Origin of the sequence: Hydrogenophaga flava NBRC 102514, from assembly GCF_001571145.1 — a bacterium.
GTDB classification, from domain to species: domain Bacteria; phylum Pseudomonadota; class Gammaproteobacteria; order Burkholderiales; family Burkholderiaceae_C; genus Hydrogenophaga; species Hydrogenophaga flava.
In genome coordinates, this window is the sequence record NZ_BCTF01000001.1 from 112,864 (window position 1) to 130,573 (window position 17,710).

Genomic DNA, 17,710 nt, shown 5'->3' on the forward strand with positions numbered 1-17,710 from the left:
TCTTAAAAACTGAATAACAGTTAGTTATTTGCTGATTTTTTGGAAGTCTCGTCGCACCTATGATCGCGCGTCAACTACTTCACTCACGAAGGAGACCTTCATGAAAAAACTGCTTTCTCTGCTCGCCGTCGTTCTGACGCTGGGCCTGGGCACCGCCCACATGGACGCCGAAGCCAAGCGCATCGGCGGCGGCAAGTCGCTGGGCATGCAGCGCCAGGCCACCCCGCCCGCCAAGGCACCCGACGCCACACCGAACGCCGCGCCTGCCGCGGGCGCCACAGCTGGTGCCGCAGCCGCTCCCAAGCGCAGCTGGATGGGCCCGGTGGCCGGTCTGGCCGCTGGTCTGGGTCTGGCCGCACTGGCCTCGCACCTGGGCTTCGGTGAAGAGTTCGCCAACATGCTGATGATCGCCCTGCTGGTGATGGTGGCGCTGGCCGTGGTCGGCTTCATCATGCGCAAGCGCGCTGCGGCGCAAGGTGGCTCCAGCGGCCTGGCCTACGCCGGTGCCGGCGCAGGCGCCGGTGGCGCGAACAACGCCTTCCGCATGCCCGCCAGCCCGGTGCAGACCGGTGGCGCAGCGGCCGGTGGCTCGATGATCGGTGCCAACCTGCAAGGCGCGCAGCCGCGCATCCCGGCCGACTTCGACGTCGCAGCCTTCGAGCGCAACGCCAAGGTCAACTACATCCGCCTGCAGGCCGCCAATGACACCGGCAACCTGGACGACATCCGCCAGTTCACCTCGCCGGAAATGTTCGCCGAGCTGCAGATGGACATCCGCGACCGCAACGGCGCCACCCAGCACACCGACGTGCTGAGCCTCAACGCCCAGGTGCTGGAAGTGGCCGAAGAAGACGCGCTGTATGTGGTGAGCGTGCGCTTCACCGGCGAGTTGCGCGAAGACGGCGTGACCAGCCCGGTCGACGAGATCTGGCACCTGACCAAGCCGCGCCAGGGCAACGGCGGCTGGATCCTCTCGGGCATCCAGCAAGGCGCCTGACCGATTGTTGTTCCACGAGAACTCCTCGCTTGCCCCGGCCCTCCGCCGGGGTTTTTTTTGCCTGCTCAGGACGCCTTGAGGCCGTAACGCCGCAAGCGCGCAGCGATGGCCGAGTGCGAGGTGCCCAGCCGCTCGGCCAGCTTGCGTGTGCTCGGGTGGTCGGGCAGCAGGCGCTGCAGCAGCTCGCGCTCGAAACCGGCGACCGCGTCTTCCAGCGTCGTCACCTCCGGCTGCGCAGCGGCCATCGACACCGCGCTCACGTCGGCCCCGGCCAGCTCCAGCGCCGGCACGTCGATCACCGCCGCGTCGCTGAGCGTGACCGCGCGGAACACCACGTTCTGCAGCTGCCGCACGTTGCCGTTCCAGGGGTTGGCCATCAGAGCCTCGCCGGCCGCACGGCTGAGCCGTGCCTTGGGCCGACCGATCTGCGCGCAGGCGCGTTCGAGGAAGACTTGGGCCAGCGGCAGGATGTCTTCGGTGCGCTCGCGCAGCGGCGGCAGGTTCAGCTGCAGCACGTCCAGCCGGAACAGCAGGTCCTGGCGGAACGCGCCGCTGGCCACCATGTCCTCCAGCGCGCGGTGGGTGGCGCTGATGATGCGCACATTCACTTTGAGGTCGCGCTCGCCGCCGACGCGGCGGAAGCTGCCGTCGTTGAGGAAGCGCAGCAGCTTGGCCTGCAGGTAAGGCGACATCTCGCCCACCTCGTCGAGGAACAGCGTGCCGCCGTCGGTCAGTTCCAGCAGGCCCGGCCGGCCACCGCGCAGCGCGCCGGTGAAGGCGCCGCTGGCGTAGCCGAACAGCTCGCTCTCGGCCAGGCTCTCGGGCAGGGCCGCGCAGTTGAGCGCGAAGAACGGCTGGTCGCGGCGCGGGCTGCCGGCGTGGCAGGCCTGGGCCACCAGTTCCTTGCCGGTGCCGGTTTCGCCGCGGATCAGCAGCGGCGCATCCACCTGCGCCATGCGCGCGGCGCGCTGCTTGAGCGCGCGGATCGCCGCCGACTGGCCGAGGATGGCCTCGAAACCGCCCGCGCCGTGGTTCTGCAGCGCGCTGATGCGCTCGCCCAGGCGCTGCGGCGCGTGCAGCGTGAGCACCGCACCGGCCACGCTGCCGCCCGCGTCGTGCAGCGCCACGGTTTCCATCAGGAAGCGCTGCCCGCCCACCTGCACCTCGCTCACGGGCAGCCGTGCGCCCTGCGCCACCAGCGCGTCCACCAGCGCGGCATCGCCCGTGAGTTCGCGCAGCGAGCGGCCGGCCAGCTCGGCCTCGGGCATGCCGCACACGGCCACCGCGGCCGCGTTCGCCAGCACCACCACGCCGCGCCCGTCGACCGCGAGCACCGGGTCGGTGAGCGAGGTCATGAGCGCGTCCAGGTAGAGCCGCCGCCGGGCGCCGGGCAGCATCTCCAGCTCGGCCACCGAGAGCACGCCCGCCACCCGCAGCAACGGCTCGCGCAGCGCGGCCAGGTCGTCGGCGCCGAGCGTGGGCGCTTCTATATAGATATGGGGCGGCTCGACCTCGACCGCCGAGACGTTGAGCGCGCGGCTGGCGAGCGCGGCGAGGATTTCCTGGGCGATGCCGACCCGGTCGGTGAAGTGAACGTCGATGCGCATGATGTGTATCGATTATGATCCATTGTATTGATTTCAGTCCAATTGCATCCGACTTCCGTAACGATTTCACTCCAACCAGGCAAGGCCACGGTTACTTTTCTTTGCAGATCAAGCACTTGCGATCACGTGTCCGATGGCACGGCGCTTGCAAACCACACCGCATCGGGCCACCAGCGGCGCCATCGCGCCGCGGGCCACGTCGGAGAACAACATGCGGGTACTGGTTCTGGGCAGCGGTGTCATCGGCACCACCATCGCGTATTACCTGGCGCGCGACGGCCACGAGGTCGAGGTGATCGAGCGCCAGCCCGGCCCGGCGCTGGAGACCAGCTACGCCAACGCGGGCGAGGTCTCGCCCGGCTACTCGGCACCCTGGGCCGGCCCGGGCGTGCCGGTCAAGGCCATCAAGTGGCTGCTGATGCACCACAGCCCGCTGGTCATCAAGCCCATGCTCGACCCGGCCATGTGGCGCTGGGGCGCGTCCATGCTGCGCAACTGCACCGAGGCGCGCTACCAGGTCAACAAGGGCCGCATGGTGCGGCTGGCCGAGTACAGCCGCGACTGCCTGAAAGAACTGCGCACCGACATCGGCATCCAGTACGACCACCGCGAGCAGGGCACGCTGCAGCTGTTCCGCACCCAGAAGCAACTGGACGGCACGGCCAAGGACATCGAGATCCTCAAGGAATACGGCGTGCCCTACCAGGTGCTCGACCGCGCCGGCTACCTGAAGTACGAGCCCGCGCTGGCCGACGTGCAGAAGAAATTCGTGGGCGCGCTGCGCCTGCCCGGCGATGAGACCGGCGACTGCTTCAAGTTCACCAACGCGCTGGCCGAGAAGGCCAAGGCGCTGGGCGTGAAGTTCCGCTTCGGCGTGAGCATCGACGCGCTGGAGCGCAACGGCAACCAGATCACCGGCGTGCGCACCAGCGAAGGCCTCAAGACTGCCGACCGCTACGTGCTGGCGCTGGGCAGCTACTCCACCGCCATGCTCGCACCGCTGGGCATTCACATCCCGGTCTACCCGGTCAAGGGTTTCTCGATCACCGTTCCCATCACCAACGCGACCAAGGCACCCGAGTCGACCATCATGGACGAGACCCACAAGGTCGCCGTCACGCGCCTGGGCGACCGCATCCGCGTCGGCGGCACGGCGCAGCTCTCGGGCTTCGACCTGGAACTCAATCAGAGCCGGCGCAAGACGCTGGAGTTCGTGGTCACCGACCTGTTCCCCAAGGGCGGCGACGTGGCCAAGGCCGAGTTCTGGACCGGCCTGCGCCCCATGACGCCGGACGGCACGCCCATCGTCGGTGCCTGCCAGTACGACAACCTGCTGCTGTCCACCGGCCACGGCACGCTGGGCTGGACGATGGCGACCGGCACCGGACGCGTGATGGCCGACCTGATCGCCGGCCGCACGCCCGAGATCAGCATGGAAGGCCTGACCGTCGCGCGCTACCGCTGACGCGCGGAAGCGCGAGCAAGCGCATGCCCCGGCGGGTCGCCGGGCATTGATGTCGTGAAGCCTGCACAACGACATTCGCAGAGGAAAATTGGCGGATGAAAGGCTTCCACATCCTCCCCCTGCTCTCGGCGGCCGTGCTCGGCGCCGGCCTTGTGCTGCCCATGGGCACCCTCCTGCTGCTGGCCAGCGTGCCGGCCCTGGTGGTGGCCGTCATCAGCGCCGTGCACCACGCCGAGGTGATCGCGCACAAGGTGGGCGAACCCTTCGGCACGCTGGTGCTGGCCCTGGCCGTCACGGTGATCGAGGTGGCCCTGGTGCTCTCGATGATGCTGGCCGGCGGCGAGAACGCCGCCACCGTGCCGCGCGACACCATCTACTCGGCGGTGATGATCATCTGCAACGGCGTGGTCGGCATCTGCCTGCTGGTGGGAGGCCTGCACCACCGCGAGCAGCTGTTCCGCATCGAGGGCACGGGCTCGGGCCTGGCCGCGCTCGTGGTGATGTCGATCCTCGTGCTGGTGCTGCCCTCGCTGACCACCAGCGCCCCGGGTGGCAGCTACACCGCGTCGCAGCTGATGTTCGTGGCGGCCGGCTCGCTGGTGCTGTGGCTGGTGTTCGTGTTCATCCAGACCGTGCGCCACCGCGACTACTTCCTGCCCGCGGTGGGCGCTGAGGACGAGTCGGTGCACGCGCCGCCACCGGGCACGCGCGAGGCGCTGACCAGCTTTGTGCTGCTGCTGGTGGCACTGGTGACCGTGGTCGGCCTGGCCAAGCTTCTCTCGCCCTCGCTGGAGCGCCTGGTCAACCACTGGCAGGCGCCTATTGCCGTGGTCGGCACGCTGATCGCCATCGTCGTGCTGGCGCCCGAGACATGGGCCGCCATCCGCGCCGCGCGCGCCGACCGACTGCAGACCAGCATGAACCTAGCCATCGGTTCGGCGCTGGCCTCCATCGGCCTGACCATCCCGGTCGTGGTGATGGCGGCGGTCTGGCTGGAGCTGCCGCTGACCCTGGGCGTGGCGCCCAAGGACATGGCCCTGCTGGCGCTGACCTTCATCGTCGGCGCCATCACCCTGGGCTCGGGCCGGACCAACCTCATGCAGGGCGCGATCCACCTGGTGGTGTTCGCGGCCTTCCTGTTCCTGACCTTCGTGCCCTGAGGCGCGCTGCGCCTCAGGGCAGGTTCATGCAGTTCGCATAGAAGGTGGTGGTGGCGGGCCAGTCGGAGAACACCCCCATCACGCCCACGTCCTTGGCCAGCACGTGCAGCGCCTGCAGCATGTCGCCCTCGGTTTTCACCGCGCTGTCGAAGGTCTGGTAGTACCAGCCGTTGTCGCCGTCGGCCAGCACGCCCGAGCGCTCCAGCGTCCAGGTGATCAGGCCCAGACCTGCGGCCTTGGCGTCCTTCGCAGCCTGCGAGGGCACGATCTTTCCACCCTCGGCCGCCAGCAGCGCGAAGGTGGGCGGCGCCCAGAGGTTGATGCCCTGGGACTTGTAGCCCGACAAGGTCTTGAGGTCGGGCAGGTCGGCCACTGAGTTGGCGTCGTCCAGGTAGACCGCCTGCTTGCCGAAGTCCGCTTCGTTGTTCACCCAGTACAGCACGTCACCGATGTCAAAGGACTGCGGGAACACGTCGCTTGGCGGCACCTTCGCGGCCTTGTACTCGTCGATCATCTTCTGCGCGTAGGCCTGCTGGGTGAAACCGTCGAAGGGCATCGCCACGCTCGGGCTCTTGAGCTCGGGCGTCATCTTCACGCCCAGCCGCTTGAACAGCTCGATCGACTCGGCGTGCGTCAGCAGCGTGCCGCTGGTGGGGCCGGCGTAGAGGTCGGTGCGCCAGTTCGCGGTGCCGCCCAGGTACTGAGCGGGCGTGCGGGCCGCCGGATTGAAGGCGTCCATCTTGCCGCGCAGGGTCTTGAACTCGGCTAGGGTGATGTCGCTGGTGCGGCACTCGGCCTTGGCCGGTGTCACCACCTTGCCGTCGGCGTCGAGCACGGCGGGCACGAAAGGCTGGGTGCATTTGGCCGCCAGTGGCGTGACCAGGATGTTGGTGGTCGTGTGCAGGTCGTTCTGCGCGTGGCGGCAGACCAGCGCCTTGTCCTTGGTGAACGTGACGTCGCATTCCACGATGCCGGCGCCCATGCGCGCGGCCGCCGTGTACGACTCCAGCGTGTGCTCCGGGAACTGCATGGCGGCGCCGCGGTGGCCGATGGAGAAGTTGCGCGGGGTGAAGTCACCGCGCTTGGCGCAGCGCTGCAGATCGCGCTTGAGCGGACCGTCGGCCATGTCGTCGACCAGGAAGAACGGGCGCGGGCCGAGCTGTACATGCGACGGGCGCTCGGCGCTGCCGTGGGCCCCGTGGCGATGGGTGGCGGACGGCGACTGGGCCAGCGCCATCGAGGCGGTCAGGCCCAGCAAGGCCAGACCCAGGAAACGGGGAAAAAACGACATGGGGATTCCCTCCGGTGGGTGAAACGAATGATCGGTGGTGGAGCGGTGCGCCATCAACGGACGCCCGACCGGCGGATCATCGGGAGGGGGTGTGACGCGGGTGTGACGGGGTGGGCTGGTGTCGGCGTAGGGTCGCCGTGCAGGGTGGGTTGCGCGCCGTCACAGCATGCCCGCCTCTCGCCAGAAGTTGGCTTTGCCGACGACCTGGTACCAAGAGGCAAAGCGACGGCGGAGGTCTTCCCACGGTTCATTCAGCGGCTGCCTGGGATCCTGGCTCAACGAGTAGGCCATGCCCTCGACAAACCAGGAGGGCTTGAAAAGAAGCGCGATCACACCCAGCCGTTGGCCCTGGAGCTGATGGATCAGTTCGTGGCGGACGTAGTGCGGTTTCCAGGCCTTCGGTCCAATGACCGTACCGATGGTTCCAATCGTGACGGCGGAGCGCGCACCCAGACCGAACGAATCGGCGCATGCCGAGGATGAGCAAAAAATGACCCTGGGCGTACCCGCCAGCGGCGCAATTTCGGCGGCGACGAAGGCCAGGGCTTCTGCATAGAGCTGCTCCGCGGTCCCGAACGCAGATGGATCATCCACACAGACCGATGCGGAGAGACACGTGACACCGACGAGCGTTGGTGCGACGACGCGCACGGGCTTGACGATGACCCATGCTGCAGCAGGCACCACCAAAAAGAGCAGGAGCGCAATGCGGCGAATCGACGGGCGGGATCCAAGATGCATGACTTTGGACCCGATGGTATTCGGTCGGAACTCTATACAGGAGCAGATCGCATCCCATACGCCCATCAAACAGCCCAACCCGCACAGGGTCAAGCATTGCGCCCTCTCAGGGACGGCCGCACACTGCCCACATCCAGCAGCCCCTATCCCGTCCAACGAGGTCGCCAATGTCATCCCCCTCCACGTCCTTCGTCCCGCGCGTCTTCCTGCATCTGGCCGCCGCAGCCCTGGCCCTGACGCTGGCCCTTCCCGCCGCCGCCCACCACGGCTGGGTCTGGGCCGAAGACGTGAATTCCGAACTCGCCGGCACCATCGTCGCGGCCAAGCTCGGCAACCCGCACGGCGAGCTGACGATGGCGGTGAATGGGGCGAACTGGATCGTCGAGGTCGGCCAGCCCTGGCGCAACGAACGCGCCGGGCTCAAGGACGCGATGCTGGTCAAGGGCGTGAAGCTGACCGCCTCGGGCCACAAGCACAGCGACCCGAAAAAGAAAGTCTTCAAGGCCGAGCGCCTGGTGATCGACGGCAAGACCTACGACCTCTACCCCGACCGCAACTGATGCCGCTGGAGTCCCTGGCCGCCGCGCTGCAGGCCACAGGCCTGTCGGAGGTGCTGCGCGCTTCGGTCTGGCTCTACCCGCTGGTGAACACCGGGCACGTGCTGGGCATCGCCCTGCTGTTCGGCGCCATCGTGCCGCTGGACCTGCGGCTGATCGGAGCGTTCCGGTCCGTGCCGCTGGAGCCGCTCGCGGCGGTCCTGGTGCCCACGGCCGTTGCCGGGCTGTTGCTGGCGCTGGCCACCGGCGCCCTGCTCTTCGCCACGCGCCCGCTCGACTATGTGGTCGAGTCACTGTTCGGCATCAAGCTGGTGCTGCTCGCCGCGGCGGTGCTCAACGCGCTGTGGCTGCGCTTCGATCCGTACTGGCGGCGGCTGGGCGCCGCGGTCGGCGTGCCGCCCCGCCCGGGCTGGCGCTGGCACGCCGCGCTGTCGGTGCTGCTGTGGCTGGGAGTGATCACCGCCGGGCGGCTGATCGGCTACCGCTAGGCCCCGGCGCGCGCCCGCAGCAAGGCCTGTTCGCGCTCATTGCCGGCGGATGCAGCCGCTTGCAGGAATGCGGCTCTCGCCTCGTCGCGCCGCCCGAGCTTCTCCAGCAGGTCGCCCTGCACCGCGGGCAGCCAGTGGTAGCGCGCCAGCGCCTTGTTCTGCAGCAGGGTCTCGACGATGGCCAGCCCTGCGGCCGGACCCTCGGCCATGCCCACCGCGACCGCACGGTTGAGCTCGACCACCGGCGAGGGCGCGACCCGCATCAGCTCGGCATACAGCGCGGCGATCTGCGGCCAGTCGGTGTCGTCGGCGCGCGGCGCGCGCGCGTGGCAGGCGGCGATCTGGGCCTGCAGGCGGTAGCGACCGACGGGCTGGCCCAACGCCTGCGCACGGTCGATCGCGGCCAGGCCGCGGCGGATCAGCAGCCGGTCCCAGCGGCGGCGGTCCTGGTCGGCCAGCAGGATGGGGTGGCCGTCGCGGTCGGTGCGCGCCGCGGTGCGCGAGGCCTGGATCTCCATCAGCGCCAGCAGGCCGTGCACCTCCGCCTCCTGCGGCGCCAGCCCGGCCAGCATGCGGCCCAGGCGCAGGGCCTCGTCGCACAGCGCGGGGCGCATCCAGTCGCTGCCGCTGGTGGCGGTGTAGCCCTCGTTGAAGACCAGGTAGACCACTTCGAGCACGGAGCCCAGACGCTCGCCCAGCTGCTCGGGCGGCGGCAGTTCGAACGGCACCTGCGCGTCGGCCAGGGTTCGCTTGGCGCGCACCAGGCGCTGCGCCAGCGTGGCCTCGGGCACCAGGTAGGCGCGGGCGATCTCGCCGGTGGAGAGACCGCCCAGCAGCTTGAGCGTGAGCGCCACGCGTGATTCGGGCGGCAGCACCGGGTGGCAGGCGGTGAACATCAGCCGCAGCAGGTCGTCGCCCAGCACGGCGTCTTCGCGCTGGCGGTCGAGGCTGTCGCTGAAGTCGGGCACCACATGGGCCTCCATCGCTTCAAGGTCGGCGGCGATGTCGCCGTGCCGGGCGTCGGCCATCTGGCGGTGGCGCAGGTGGTCGAGCGCGCGGTTCAGGGCGGTGGTCATCAGCCAGGCCGCGGGCTTGTCGGGCAGGCCGTCCATCGGCCAGCGTTCCAGCGCGGCCACCAGTGCGTCCTGCGCCAGCTCTTCGGCCACGCCCACATCGCGCACGCGCCGCGCCACCGCCGCCACGATGCGGGCGGATTCAAGGCGCCAGACGGTGGCGATGGTGTCGTGGACGGGGCTGTGCACGCGCGCAGATTACATCTGCGCGGGCGCAGCAGATTCGTCCATCCAGAACACTTCCCACTGGTGGCCGTCGAGGTCGGCGAAGCCGTCCTGAAACATGAAGCCGTAGTCCTTGGGCTCCGGTATTCGGGTCGCGCCGGCGGCCACGGCTTTGCGCACCACCTCCTCCACCTCGGCGCGGCTGTCCACCGACAGGGCCAGGATGACCTCGGTGCTCTGGTGCGCGTCGCTGATGGGCTTCTGGACGAAGCCCTGGAAGAAGGGCTTGACCAGCAGCATGGCGTAGAAGTTCTCGCCGATCTCCAGGCAGGCGCCCTGCTCGTTGGTGAAGCGCGGGTTGAACGAGAGACCCAGTGACTTGAAGAAGGCCTGCGAGCGGGCCATGTCCTGGATGGGCAGGTTGACGAAGATCTGGCGGAACATGGGTTTCTCCTTCAGGGTTGTGGGGCGATGCCGTCGATGGCTTTCATCTGGTCCAGCGCGGCGCTGGGCGGGAACTCGTCAAGCTCGATCAGCTGGCGCAGCTCGATCACGGCGGGCTTGCCCTTGCCGGCAGGGTTCGGAAAGCGGCGGCTCCACTCCATCGCCTCTTCGCGCGAGCGCACCTGGATCAGGGTGTAGCCGGCGATCAGCTCCTTGGCTTCGGCAAACGGACCGTCGATCACTTTGCGGCCGCCGGCCTCGTCGTAGTGGATGCGCCAGCCGGTGCGGCTGGGGTGCAGGCCGCTGCCGTCGAGCAGCACGCCCGCGCGCGCCAGTTCCTCGTGGTAGGCGGCCATCTCGGCCATGAGTTCTTCGGGCGCCTCGGGCATGAGCTCGGCCTCGAACTCGGGGCAGGATTTGACGATGATCATGAATCGCATGGCGGGTCTCCAGTGGTCAGGTTTTGCAAGCGGGGGGTTGCATGTCCGGTTGCATCATGCTGTTGTGGTTGCCCTCGGTGTCGCGGAACACCACGTACTCGCCCACGCCGGGAATCGCCATCGGCTCGCCGATGACCTCGCCGCCCGCGTCGCGCACCCGCTGCATCGCGGCGCGGATGTCGGGCACGCCGATCACCACCGAGGGGTGCTGCATCGGCCAGTCGGCGTTGAAGGGGAACAGGCCGCCGTTGATCGAGGCCAGCGCGGCCTCGGGTGGCATGGGCGGGCGGGCGCCGGCCGGTGCGGTGTTGACGAGCATGTAGTCGCCCATCTGGGGGCCGAGGAACTGGCGGGTCCAGCCGAAGGCGGCGGCGTAGAAGCGCGCAGCGCGCTCGCGGTCCTTGTAGGGCATTTCAAAGTGCACGACGGCGCACATGGGGACGGTGGCGGTGGTGGTCATGGGTGTCTCCTCAGCTGGGGGTTTCACAGAGTTCCTTGAGCGCTTGCAAGGCCTTGGGCCAGGTCTGGTTCATCCAGTCCTCGTAAGTGCCGAACACATCGCAGTCGACGCGCAGGCGGGTGCCGCCGGCCTCGTCGGCAAAGCTGTAGTTCTCGAAACACGGTGCCCAGGCGCGCACCGCCTCGCTGGTGGTGTCCTCCACCCCGTTCTGGATCATGCCGAGGTGGCGGATCGAGACGAACTCGGCCGGCCGGTGTTCGGCGATCTCGGCCACCATGCCATCGCCATTGGGCCCCAGGAAGCGGATGGGAGTGCCGGCTTCCCAGCTGCCCTCATAGCGCGAGCCTTCGCTGAACGTTGCGGTCCAGCGTTCGTAGGTGGGTGCATACAGCGTGGTGCGCCAGACGCGTTCGCGCGGCGCGGCGATGTGGATGTCGAACTGCAGGGTGGGCATGGCGGGCTCCTTCGTGGCGTCAACCTCACGACGAAGCAGCCTGCGCGAATTCGACAGGCGCGATCTACGGGATTACCCGGATCAGGCGCGACTCTCGTCGAAACAGGGCGCCAGCGCCCGCACCTCCACCGTGCACCACTGCGCGGCCGGGCATTCGTGGGCCAGCGCGATGGCCTGCTCGCGCGTCACGTTCTGCAAAAGGAAGAAGCCGCCGATCATTTCCTTGGCCTCGGCGAACGGACCGTCCACGGTCTGGGCCTGCCCGCTGGCGTGGCTCACGCGCACCGCACCGTCCAGCCCCGCCAGCGACTCCACCGCCTTGAGCTGGCCCTGGGCGGCCAGCCGCTCGCCGAACGCGACCATCGCCGCGTAGGCTGCGCGACCCTCGGCCTCGGTGCGGGTGGCGCGCTGGCCGACGGGTTCGTGGATCAGGAGCATGTAGGACATCGGGGGCTTTCGCGGGAGGACAGGCTGCGCATGCTACACAGGGGCCTGCTGGCGGAAAAGCGCTGTGTTGACCCGCCAGTTCTGGCGTTCGCCCGAAAACCACAGGGCTAGGATGGACACAACCTCCCGGATCTGCCATGGCGCTCTACGAAATCATCTACACCAGCCTGGCCTCGCGCGACCTGCCGCCCGAGGAACTCGCGCAGCTGCTCGACAAGGCCCGCGCCCACAACGCCTCGCAGGGCATCACCGGCATGATGATCTACCACCGGCGCGAGTTCATGCAGTTGCTCGAAGGTGAGCAGGCGGCGGTGCAGGCGCTCTACGAGCGCATCGCCGGCGACCCGCGGCACCAGCAGCTGCGCAAGATCTGGGACGGCCCGATCCGCGAGCGCGGCTTCTCCGACTGGGGCATGGCCTTCGTGGCGCCCGACGAACTGGCGCTGCGCGAGAAGCCGGGCTACCAGGACCTGCTGGCCCAGGGCCCGCGCCATGCACCCAGCGACTCGACCGGCAAAAAGCTGCTGCTGACGCTGCGCGACGACTTCCTCTGAGCCCCTGGGGGCACACAAGCCCATACCCGGGCAAGGCCTACCCTCCCATGGTGCAATTCCGTTTTGCATGCACAGGAGATCGCCATGCCCAAGACCTTTGAAACGTTCAAGAGCGTCGCCCTGGCCGAGGGCTATGACGAGGTGCTGGAACGGGTGTGGGCACCGGACACGGTGCTGGAGGAACACACACATCCGTTCGCGGTGAAGGCCAAGGTGGTGCAGGGCGAGATGTGGCTCACTGTGGGCGGCGAGACCCGGCACCTGGTGCCGGGCGATATGTTCGACCTGGAGTACGGGGTGCCACACGCCGAGCGCTACGGCCCCGAAGGTGCGACCTACTGGGTGGCCCGGCTGAACTAGTTCGGGCCGACCGCCGGGACGAAGCACCACGTCGGCGCAACACGCAGATGGCCCGCAAAGCCAGCAACTGGCCCGGGTTCACGCCGATATTCCCCTCAAGGGCCGCGCGCCCGGCATCGATACTGCCCAAACACAGGGATGTATTTCATGCCCGTCCGGCCCGTGCGATCACGTGCCCAGGACGGCGCTGGTGTCGACACGTCCAGCCCCACCACACAAGGAAGCACCCCATGAAACTGCGCAACCAGATCCTGAGCTTCGGCCTGGCCGGCGCCGCCCTTGCAGCGATGGTCGGCGGCATCGGGCTCGTCGCCTCGAACCAGCTGGGCGGATCGATCGACGAGGCGGTGCTGGCGAGTACCGCGCTGCAGGCCAGCCAGGAGGCGGACATGATGCACGACGCCATCCGTGGCGACGCGCAGCTCGCCTACCTGGGCGCGCTGGAGAACGACAAGGCCCGGCTCACCGAGGCCGAGAAGGGTCTGGCGGACCACTCGGAGACGTTCGTCGCGGCTCTGGACAAACTGAAAAGCCTGCCCCTGAGCCCCGCGTCCCGGGAGGCCGAAGCCGCGGCGCGCCCGCTGGTCATGAAGTACATCGACGCAGCCGGACGGGTGGTCAAGGGATCGGGCAGCGATGTGGCCGCGGCGCGTGAGGCACTGCCCGGGCTGCAAACCGCATTCGCCGAGCTGGAAGACAAGATGGCGGAACTGTCCGAGCACATCGGACAGTCCGGCGAGCAGCTGAACGCGCAGGCCAAGGCCAGCGTCCAGCAGGTGCAGCTGGCGATCGCCGCGGCTCTGCTGCTGGCCACCGCCGTGATGGTGGGTGCGGCGCTCTGGGTGGCCCGCCGGATGGCGCAGCCGATGGCGCATGCGGTGGATGTCGCCGACCGCCTGGCGCAGAGCGACCTCACCGCCGAGATTCGCACGGCTGGCAACGACGAGACGGTGCGCCTGCTGGAAGCCATGGCGCGCGTGCAGACCAACTTCTCCAGCATCGTGCGCGGCGTGCAGGCCAACGCCGACAGCGTGGCCACGGCCAGCACCCAGATCGCGCAGGGCAACAACGACCTGAGCCAGCGCACCGAACAGCAGGCCAGCGCCATCGAAGAAACCGCGGCATCGATGGAGCAGCTTGGCTCCACCGTCAAACAGAACGCCGACAACGCCCAGCAGGCGAACCAGCTCGCGCAGAAAGCGTCGAGCGTGGCCGTTCAGGGTGGCGACGTGGTCGCCCAGGTGGTCGACACCATGAAGGGCATCAACGATTCGAGCAAAAAGATCGCCGACATCATCAGCGTGATCGACGGCATCGCGTTCCAGACCAACATCCTGGCGCTCAACGCCGCGGTGGAAGCCGCCCGCGCCGGCGAGCAGGGCCGCGGCTTCGCGGTGGTGGCCGGCGAGGTGCGCAACCTGGCTCAGCGCAGCGCCGAGGCGGCCAAGGAGATCAAGAACCTGATCACCGCCAGCGTGGAGCGGGTGGAGCAAGGCAGCACGCTGGTCGACAAGGCAGGGGCCACCATGACCGAGGTCGTCGGCAGCATCCGCCGGGTGACCGACATCATGGGCGAGATCACCGCGGCCAGCGCGGAACAGAGCGCGGGCGTGTCGCAGGTGGGCGAAGCGGTGGCGCAGATGGACCGGGCGACGCAGCAGAACGCCGCACTGGTGGAAGAGAGCGCCGCCGCCACCGAAGGACTGAAGCTGCAGGCGCAGCAGCTGGTGGCCGCGGTGGCGGTGTTCAAGCTCGCCCAGCGCTAGGGCGCCGCGCACCCCGCGGGGCGGCGCAGGCCTCGGTCAGAGCTTCGAAAAGTCCGGCTTGCGGCGTTCCATGAAGGCGCCGAAGGCCTCCTTGGCGGCCGGCTCGCCGAGCATGCGGCCGAAGCTCGCGCCCTCTTCCGCCATGGTCGCCATCACCAGGGCGGCGTTGCCCTTCTTCATCAGGCGCTTGGTCTCGACCAGAGAGGCCAGCGGCTTGGCCGCCAGCTTGCGCGCCACCGACTGCGCGTAGCCGGTGACTTCGCTGGGCGGCAGCACGCGGTTGACCAGACCCACTTCAAGCGCGGCCTCGGCCATGAAGGGTTCGCCCAGCAGCAGCGCCTCGGCCGCGCGGTGGTAGCCCAGCATCTGCGGCACCAGCAGGCTGGACGCGGCCTCGGGGCACAGGCCCAGGTTCACGAAGGGCATGGAGAAGGCGGCGTTGTCGCCCGCATACACCAGGTCGCAATGGAACAGCAGCGTGGTGCCGATGCCCACCGCCGGGCCGCAGACCGCCGCCAGCAGCGGCTTGGGGAACTGCGCGATGCCGCGCAGGAAGCGGAACACCGGCGAGTCTTCGGTGGCGGGCGGGTTGTTCAGGAAATCGCCGATGTCGTTGCCGGCACTGAAGGTGGTTTCGTTGCCCTGGAACACCACCACACGCACGGCGGGGTCGGCGGCCGCGGCGGCGACTGCGTCGGCCAGCGCGCCGTACATGGCGGCGGTGATCGAGTTCTTCTTGTCGGGGCGGTTGAAGGTCAGCGTGGTGATGCCGGCTTCGGTGTGGACGAGGATGTCGGACATGGTGGTGTGCTCGTTCAAAGGGGTCAAAAAGTCGGGGCAAGTTAACACGAAAGCGAGGTCCGGCGTGGGGTGGCTTGCCCAATCCGCGACACGCTGGCACCGCGCTTCTACACTCGGTCGCATCCTGCTGTCCGTGAGCGCTCCGATGCCCCAACCGATCCCTACCCTCTGGCTGCGCGCCCTGCTGGCCGCTCTGTGGCTGCTGCTGTCGGCCAGCGCGGTGAACGCACAGGCTCCGGCGCCCGCTGCGACCTCGTCCGCCGCGCAGAAGCCCAAGGTCGCCCTGGTGCTCTCGGGCGGCGGGGCGCGCGGGCTCACGCATGTGGGCGTGCTCAAGGTGCTGGAAGAAATGAAGGTGCCGGTGGACATGATCGTCGGCACCTCGATGGGCGCGATCATCGGCGGCCTGTACGCCGCCGGCATGAGCGCCGAAGACCTCGAGCGCGAGCTGCTGAAGGTGGACTGGGGCGACGTGTTCGAGCGCCGCGTGCCGCGCCAGCTGCTCTCGCAGCGCCGCAAGGAAGAGGATTTCGAGCTCTCGCCGGTGCTGGAAATCGGCTTCCGCGACGGCGAGTTCCGCCTGCCCACGGGCGCGGTGTCGACACGCTCGCTGGAGCTGCTGCTGCGCCGCTACACGCTGTCCACGCGCCTGCTGGCCACCTTCGACGGCCTGCCCACCCCGTTCCGCGCCGTCGCCACCGACATGGAGACCGGCAAGGCCGTGGTGCTGGACCACGGCGACCTGGCCGCCGCCATGCGCGCCAGCATGTCGGTACCCGGCGTGTTCGCGCCGCTGGAGGTGGACGGCCAGATCCTCGGAGACGGCGGCCTGGTGAACAACCTGCCGGTGGACGTGGCGCGCCGCATGGGCGCGGACGTGATCATCGCGGTCAACATCGGCACGCCGCTGGCCGGGCGCGAGACCCTGGGCAGCCTGCTGGGCATCACCACGCAGATGGTCAACATCCTGACCGAGCAGAACGTGCAGGCCAGCATCGCCACGCTCACGCCCGCGGACCTGCTGATCCAGCCCTCGCTGGGCAAGCTGACCTCGGCCGATTTCGAGAAGGCCCCCGAGCTGGTGAAGATCGGCCTGGACCACGCGCGCAGCGTGTCCGAGGCGCTCGGGCGCTTTTCCACCGACGCGGCCGGCTACGCGCAGTGGCAGGCCAGCCGCGGCATGAACGCGCAGGCCTACGCCGAACGCATGGGCCAGATCAAGACGGTGCGCTTCGAGGGCGTGTCCGAGAGCCGGGTCGAGCCGCTGGCGCTGGCGCTGGACACCGCGCCCGGCCAGCGGGTGAACGTGCCGCAGATCGAGGCCGACCTGCAGAAGCTCTCGGCCACCGGCGACTACGACCGCGTCGACTACCGGCTGGAGCGGGTGCGCGACAACACCGACGAGACGCTGGTCATCGGCCTGCGCGAGAACGACTGGGGGCCCAACTACCTGCGCCTGGGCCTGGACCTGCGCACCGATTTCGACGGCCGTGGCGACTTCAACCTGCTGATCGGCCACAACCGCCACTGGTTCAACGACAGCGGCGCCGAGTGGCGCAACCGGCTGCAGATCGGTGCCTCGCTGGCCGCCTTCTCGGAGCTCTACCAGCCGCTGGGACGCGCCAACGACAGCTTCGTCGCGGGGTATGTGGACGCCAGCCTCAGGCGCCTGGAGGTCTACGGCGCCGACGGCCAGGCACTGGGCACCGGCACGCGGCAGGGCCTGAAGCTGGGCGCCGACTACGGCTGGCCGATCGGCCTGCTGGGCCGCTACGGCGACCTGCGCCTGGGCGTTCAGCTGGGCCTGCACAAGGCCACGCCCGAGCTGGTCTCGCGCGAAATCGACGACAGCGAAGTCATCGCCACGCAGAAGTGGCGCGACGTGGGCGTGCGCGCGGCGCTGATCTCCGACCAGCTGGACTACGCCAACTTCCCCTCGTCGGGCTACCGCTTCCAGAGCGAGCTGGCGGCGGGCCGGCGGCGCCTGGTCTCGGGGGGCGAAGACGTCTCGTTCAACCGGCTGGAGACGAACGGCAGCACGGTGCACTCCTGGGGTGTGCACACGCTGAACATCGGCGCCCGCTTCGCCCGCGCCACGCGGGTGCCGGTGGGTGCCATCGACGAGTTCTCGCTGGGCGGGTTCCAGCAGCTCTCGGGCTACCGCGTGGGCCAGGTCGCGGGCAACTACCTGCTGTTCGGACGCCTGACCTACTACCAGCGCCTGCCCTGGAATGTGGGCGTGGCGCGCGCGCTGTTCGCGGGCGGTTCGCTGGAAGGCGGCAACGCCTGGGCCAGCCGGCGCGACATCAGCATCCACGGCCTGCGCTGGGGCACCAGCCTGTTCATCGGCGCGGACACGGGCATGGGGCCGCTGTACCTGAGCGTGGTGAGTGCGCCCAAGGGGTACACGGGCCTCTACCTTTTCCTGGGCAGACCGTAG

General features: G+C 68.8%; 19 protein-coding genes. 9 read left to right on the forward strand and 10 right to left on the reverse strand.

Going from position 1 to position 17,710, the window contains the following annotated elements; genetic code table 11:
* Nucleotides 1–100: 100 nt before the first annotated feature.
* Nucleotides 101–997: a Tim44 domain-containing protein gene (locus HFL01S_RS00555; protein WP_084382999.1), complete on the forward strand. Its 897-nt coding sequence runs from the start codon at nt 101–103 to the stop codon at nt 995–997.
* A gap of 65 nt (nt 998–1,062) precedes the next feature.
* On the opposite strand, the gene HFL01S_RS00560 is transcribed toward HFL01S_RS00555, so the two are convergent.
* Complete coding sequence (locus tag HFL01S_RS00560; RefSeq protein ID WP_066253174.1) at nt 1,063–2,604, reverse strand: sigma 54-interacting transcriptional regulator; 1,542 nt, start codon at nt 2,602–2,604, stop codon at nt 1,063–1,065.
* Nucleotides 2,605–2,815: 211 nt separating this feature from the next.
* On the opposite strand from HFL01S_RS00560, the gene HFL01S_RS00565 reads away from it, so the two are divergent.
* Entirely contained in the window at nt 2,816–4,069 is a 1,254-nt protein-coding gene (locus HFL01S_RS00565; protein WP_066253769.1) for a D-amino acid dehydrogenase, read from the forward strand.
* A gap of 95 nt (nt 4,070–4,164) precedes the next feature.
* Nucleotides 4,165–5,229 carry a calcium:cation antiporter gene (locus HFL01S_RS00570; protein ID WP_066253178.1) on the forward strand — a complete coding sequence of 355 codons (1,065 nt, stop codon included), beginning with the start codon at nt 4,165–4,167 and terminating at the stop codon, nt 5,227–5,229.
* A gap of 13 nt (nt 5,230–5,242) precedes the next feature.
* On the opposite strand, the gene HFL01S_RS00575 is transcribed toward HFL01S_RS00570, so the two are convergent.
* Together HFL01S_RS00575 and HFL01S_RS00580 are read right to left on the reverse strand one after the other, a co-directional pair.
* Nucleotides 5,243–6,520 (reverse strand): glycerophosphodiester phosphodiesterase family protein, encoded by a 1,278-nt coding sequence (locus HFL01S_RS00575; protein WP_245644708.1) that lies wholly within the window; start codon nt 6,518–6,520, stop codon nt 5,243–5,245.
* Nucleotides 6,521–6,679: 159 nt separating this feature from the next.
* A complete protein-coding gene (locus HFL01S_RS00580; protein WP_066253774.1) occupies nt 6,680–7,261 on the reverse strand; it encodes a hypothetical protein in 582 nt (193 codons plus the stop codon).
* A gap of 167 nt (nt 7,262–7,428) precedes the next feature.
* Between HFL01S_RS00580 and HFL01S_RS00585 the strand changes: the two genes are divergently transcribed.
* Both HFL01S_RS00585 and HFL01S_RS00590 read left to right on the forward strand, forming a co-directional pair.
* Entirely contained in the window at nt 7,429–7,821 is a 393-nt protein-coding gene (locus HFL01S_RS00585; RefSeq protein ID WP_066253181.1) for a DUF6152 family protein, read from the forward strand.
* A complete protein-coding gene (locus HFL01S_RS00590) occupies nt 7,821–8,306 on the forward strand; it encodes a hypothetical protein (RefSeq protein ID WP_066253183.1) in 486 nt (161 codons plus the stop codon). Before HFL01S_RS00585 ends, HFL01S_RS00590 begins: the two co-directional genes overlap by 1 nt.
* Here HFL01S_RS00590 and HFL01S_RS00595 read toward each other — a convergent pair.
* From HFL01S_RS00595 to HFL01S_RS00620, 6 genes are all read right to left on the reverse strand, one after another.
* Nucleotides 8,303–9,568, reverse strand: coding sequence for an RNA polymerase sigma factor (locus HFL01S_RS00595; protein ID WP_066253186.1), 1,266 nt, complete (start codon nt 9,566–9,568; stop codon nt 8,303–8,305). The genes HFL01S_RS00590 and HFL01S_RS00595 overlap by 4 nt on opposite strands.
* A gap of 9 nt (nt 9,569–9,577) precedes the next feature.
* Nucleotides 9,578–9,988: a VOC family protein gene (locus tag HFL01S_RS00600; RefSeq protein WP_066253188.1), complete on the reverse strand. Its 411-nt coding sequence runs from the start codon at nt 9,986–9,988 to the stop codon at nt 9,578–9,580.
* Nucleotides 9,989–9,999: 11 nt separating this feature from the next.
* Entirely contained in the window at nt 10,000–10,428 is a 429-nt protein-coding gene (locus HFL01S_RS00605) for a YciI family protein (protein ID WP_066253191.1), read from the reverse strand.
* 16 nt (nt 10,429–10,444) lie between these two features.
* The gene (locus HFL01S_RS00610; RefSeq protein WP_218008586.1) at nt 10,445–10,888 is read right to left on the reverse strand and encodes a VOC family protein; all 444 of its coding nucleotides are present in this window, start codon (nt 10,886–10,888) and stop codon (nt 10,445–10,447) included.
* Between the two features lie 10 nt (nt 10,889–10,898).
* A complete protein-coding gene (locus tag HFL01S_RS00615) occupies nt 10,899–11,342 on the reverse strand; it encodes an SRPBCC family protein (RefSeq protein ID WP_066253193.1) in 444 nt (147 codons plus the stop codon).
* Between the two features lie 81 nt (nt 11,343–11,423).
* Nucleotides 11,424–11,789 (reverse strand): YciI family protein, encoded by a 366-nt coding sequence (locus tag HFL01S_RS00620; RefSeq protein WP_066253195.1) that lies wholly within the window; start codon nt 11,787–11,789, stop codon nt 11,424–11,426.
* Between the two features lie 137 nt (nt 11,790–11,926).
* Between HFL01S_RS00620 and HFL01S_RS00625 the strand changes: the two genes are divergently transcribed.
* The 3 genes from HFL01S_RS00625 to HFL01S_RS25870 all read left to right on the forward strand — a co-directional run bounded on the left by HFL01S_RS00625 (nt 11,927) and on the right by HFL01S_RS25870 (nt 14,469).
* Nucleotides 11,927–12,343 carry a BLUF domain-containing protein gene (locus HFL01S_RS00625; RefSeq protein WP_066253198.1) on the forward strand — a complete coding sequence of 139 codons (417 nt, stop codon included), beginning with the start codon at nt 11,927–11,929 and terminating at the stop codon, nt 12,341–12,343.
* Nucleotides 12,344–12,427: 84 nt separating this feature from the next.
* Nucleotides 12,428–12,703, forward strand: a complete 276-nt coding sequence (locus HFL01S_RS00630; RefSeq protein ID WP_066253201.1) for an AraC family ligand binding domain-containing protein — start codon at nt 12,428–12,430, stop codon at nt 12,701–12,703.
* 230 nt (nt 12,704–12,933) lie between these two features.
* Nucleotides 12,934–14,469 (forward strand): methyl-accepting chemotaxis protein, encoded by a 1,536-nt coding sequence (locus HFL01S_RS25870; protein ID WP_066253204.1) that lies wholly within the window; start codon nt 12,934–12,936, stop codon nt 14,467–14,469.
* A gap of 36 nt (nt 14,470–14,505) precedes the next feature.
* Here the strand turns inward: HFL01S_RS25870 and HFL01S_RS00640 are convergent, their stop codons facing one another.
* A complete protein-coding gene (locus tag HFL01S_RS00640; RefSeq protein WP_066253779.1) occupies nt 14,506–15,270 on the reverse strand; it encodes an enoyl-CoA hydratase in 765 nt (254 codons plus the stop codon).
* 145 nt (nt 15,271–15,415) lie between these two features.
* On the opposite strand from HFL01S_RS00640, the gene HFL01S_RS00645 reads away from it, so the two are divergent.
* Nucleotides 15,416–17,710 (forward strand): patatin-like phospholipase family protein, encoded by a 2,295-nt coding sequence (locus HFL01S_RS00645; RefSeq protein WP_084383000.1) that lies wholly within the window; start codon nt 15,416–15,418, stop codon nt 17,708–17,710.

What these genes read in the sequence shown, in the direction of transcription:
- HFL01S_RS25870 (WP_066253204.1), top strand. Translation starts at nt 12,934, where the DNA reads ATGAAACTGCGCAACCAGATCCTGAGCTTCGGCCTGGCCGGCGCCGCC.
- HFL01S_RS00580 (WP_066253774.1), bottom strand. Translation starts at nt 7,261, where the DNA reads ATGCATCTTGGATCCCGCCCGTCGATTCGCCGCATTGCGCTCCTGCTC.
- HFL01S_RS00605 (WP_066253191.1), bottom strand. Translation starts at nt 10,428, where the DNA reads ATGCGATTCATGATCATCGTCAAATCCTGCCCCGAGTTCGAGGCCGAG.
- HFL01S_RS00600 (WP_066253188.1), bottom strand. Translation starts at nt 9,988, where the DNA reads ATGTTCCGCCAGATCTTCGTCAACCTGCCCATCCAGGACATGGCCCGC.
- HFL01S_RS00625 (WP_066253198.1), top strand. Translation starts at nt 11,927, where the DNA reads ATGGCGCTCTACGAAATCATCTACACCAGCCTGGCCTCGCGCGACCTG.
- HFL01S_RS00570 (WP_066253178.1), top strand. Translation starts at nt 4,165, where the DNA reads ATGAAAGGCTTCCACATCCTCCCCCTGCTCTCGGCGGCCGTGCTCGGC.
- HFL01S_RS00610 (WP_218008586.1), bottom strand. Translation starts at nt 10,888, where the DNA reads ATGACCACCACCGCCACCGTCCCCATGTGCGCCGTCGTGCACTTTGAA.
- HFL01S_RS00575 (WP_245644708.1), bottom strand. Translation starts at nt 6,520, where the DNA reads ATGTCGTTTTTTCCCCGTTTCCTGGGTCTGGCCTTGCTGGGCCTGACC.
- HFL01S_RS00560 (WP_066253174.1), bottom strand. Translation starts at nt 2,604, where the DNA reads ATGCGCATCGACGTTCACTTCACCGACCGGGTCGGCATCGCCCAGGAA.
- HFL01S_RS00590 (WP_066253183.1), top strand. Translation starts at nt 7,821, where the DNA reads ATGCCGCTGGAGTCCCTGGCCGCCGCGCTGCAGGCCACAGGCCTGTCG.
- HFL01S_RS00615 (WP_066253193.1), bottom strand. Translation starts at nt 11,342, where the DNA reads ATGCCCACCCTGCAGTTCGACATCCACATCGCCGCGCCGCGCGAACGC.
- HFL01S_RS00620 (WP_066253195.1), bottom strand. Translation starts at nt 11,789, where the DNA reads ATGTCCTACATGCTCCTGATCCACGAACCCGTCGGCCAGCGCGCCACC.
- HFL01S_RS00640 (WP_066253779.1), bottom strand. Translation starts at nt 15,270, where the DNA reads ATGTCCGACATCCTCGTCCACACCGAAGCCGGCATCACCACGCTGACC.
- HFL01S_RS00555 (WP_084382999.1), top strand. Translation starts at nt 101, where the DNA reads ATGAAAAAACTGCTTTCTCTGCTCGCCGTCGTTCTGACGCTGGGCCTG.
- HFL01S_RS00630 (WP_066253201.1), top strand. Translation starts at nt 12,428, where the DNA reads ATGCCCAAGACCTTTGAAACGTTCAAGAGCGTCGCCCTGGCCGAGGGC.
- HFL01S_RS00645 (WP_084383000.1), top strand. Translation starts at nt 15,416, where the DNA reads ATGCCCCAACCGATCCCTACCCTCTGGCTGCGCGCCCTGCTGGCCGCT.
- HFL01S_RS00585 (WP_066253181.1), top strand. Translation starts at nt 7,429, where the DNA reads ATGTCATCCCCCTCCACGTCCTTCGTCCCGCGCGTCTTCCTGCATCTG.
- HFL01S_RS00565 (WP_066253769.1), top strand. Translation starts at nt 2,816, where the DNA reads ATGCGGGTACTGGTTCTGGGCAGCGGTGTCATCGGCACCACCATCGCG.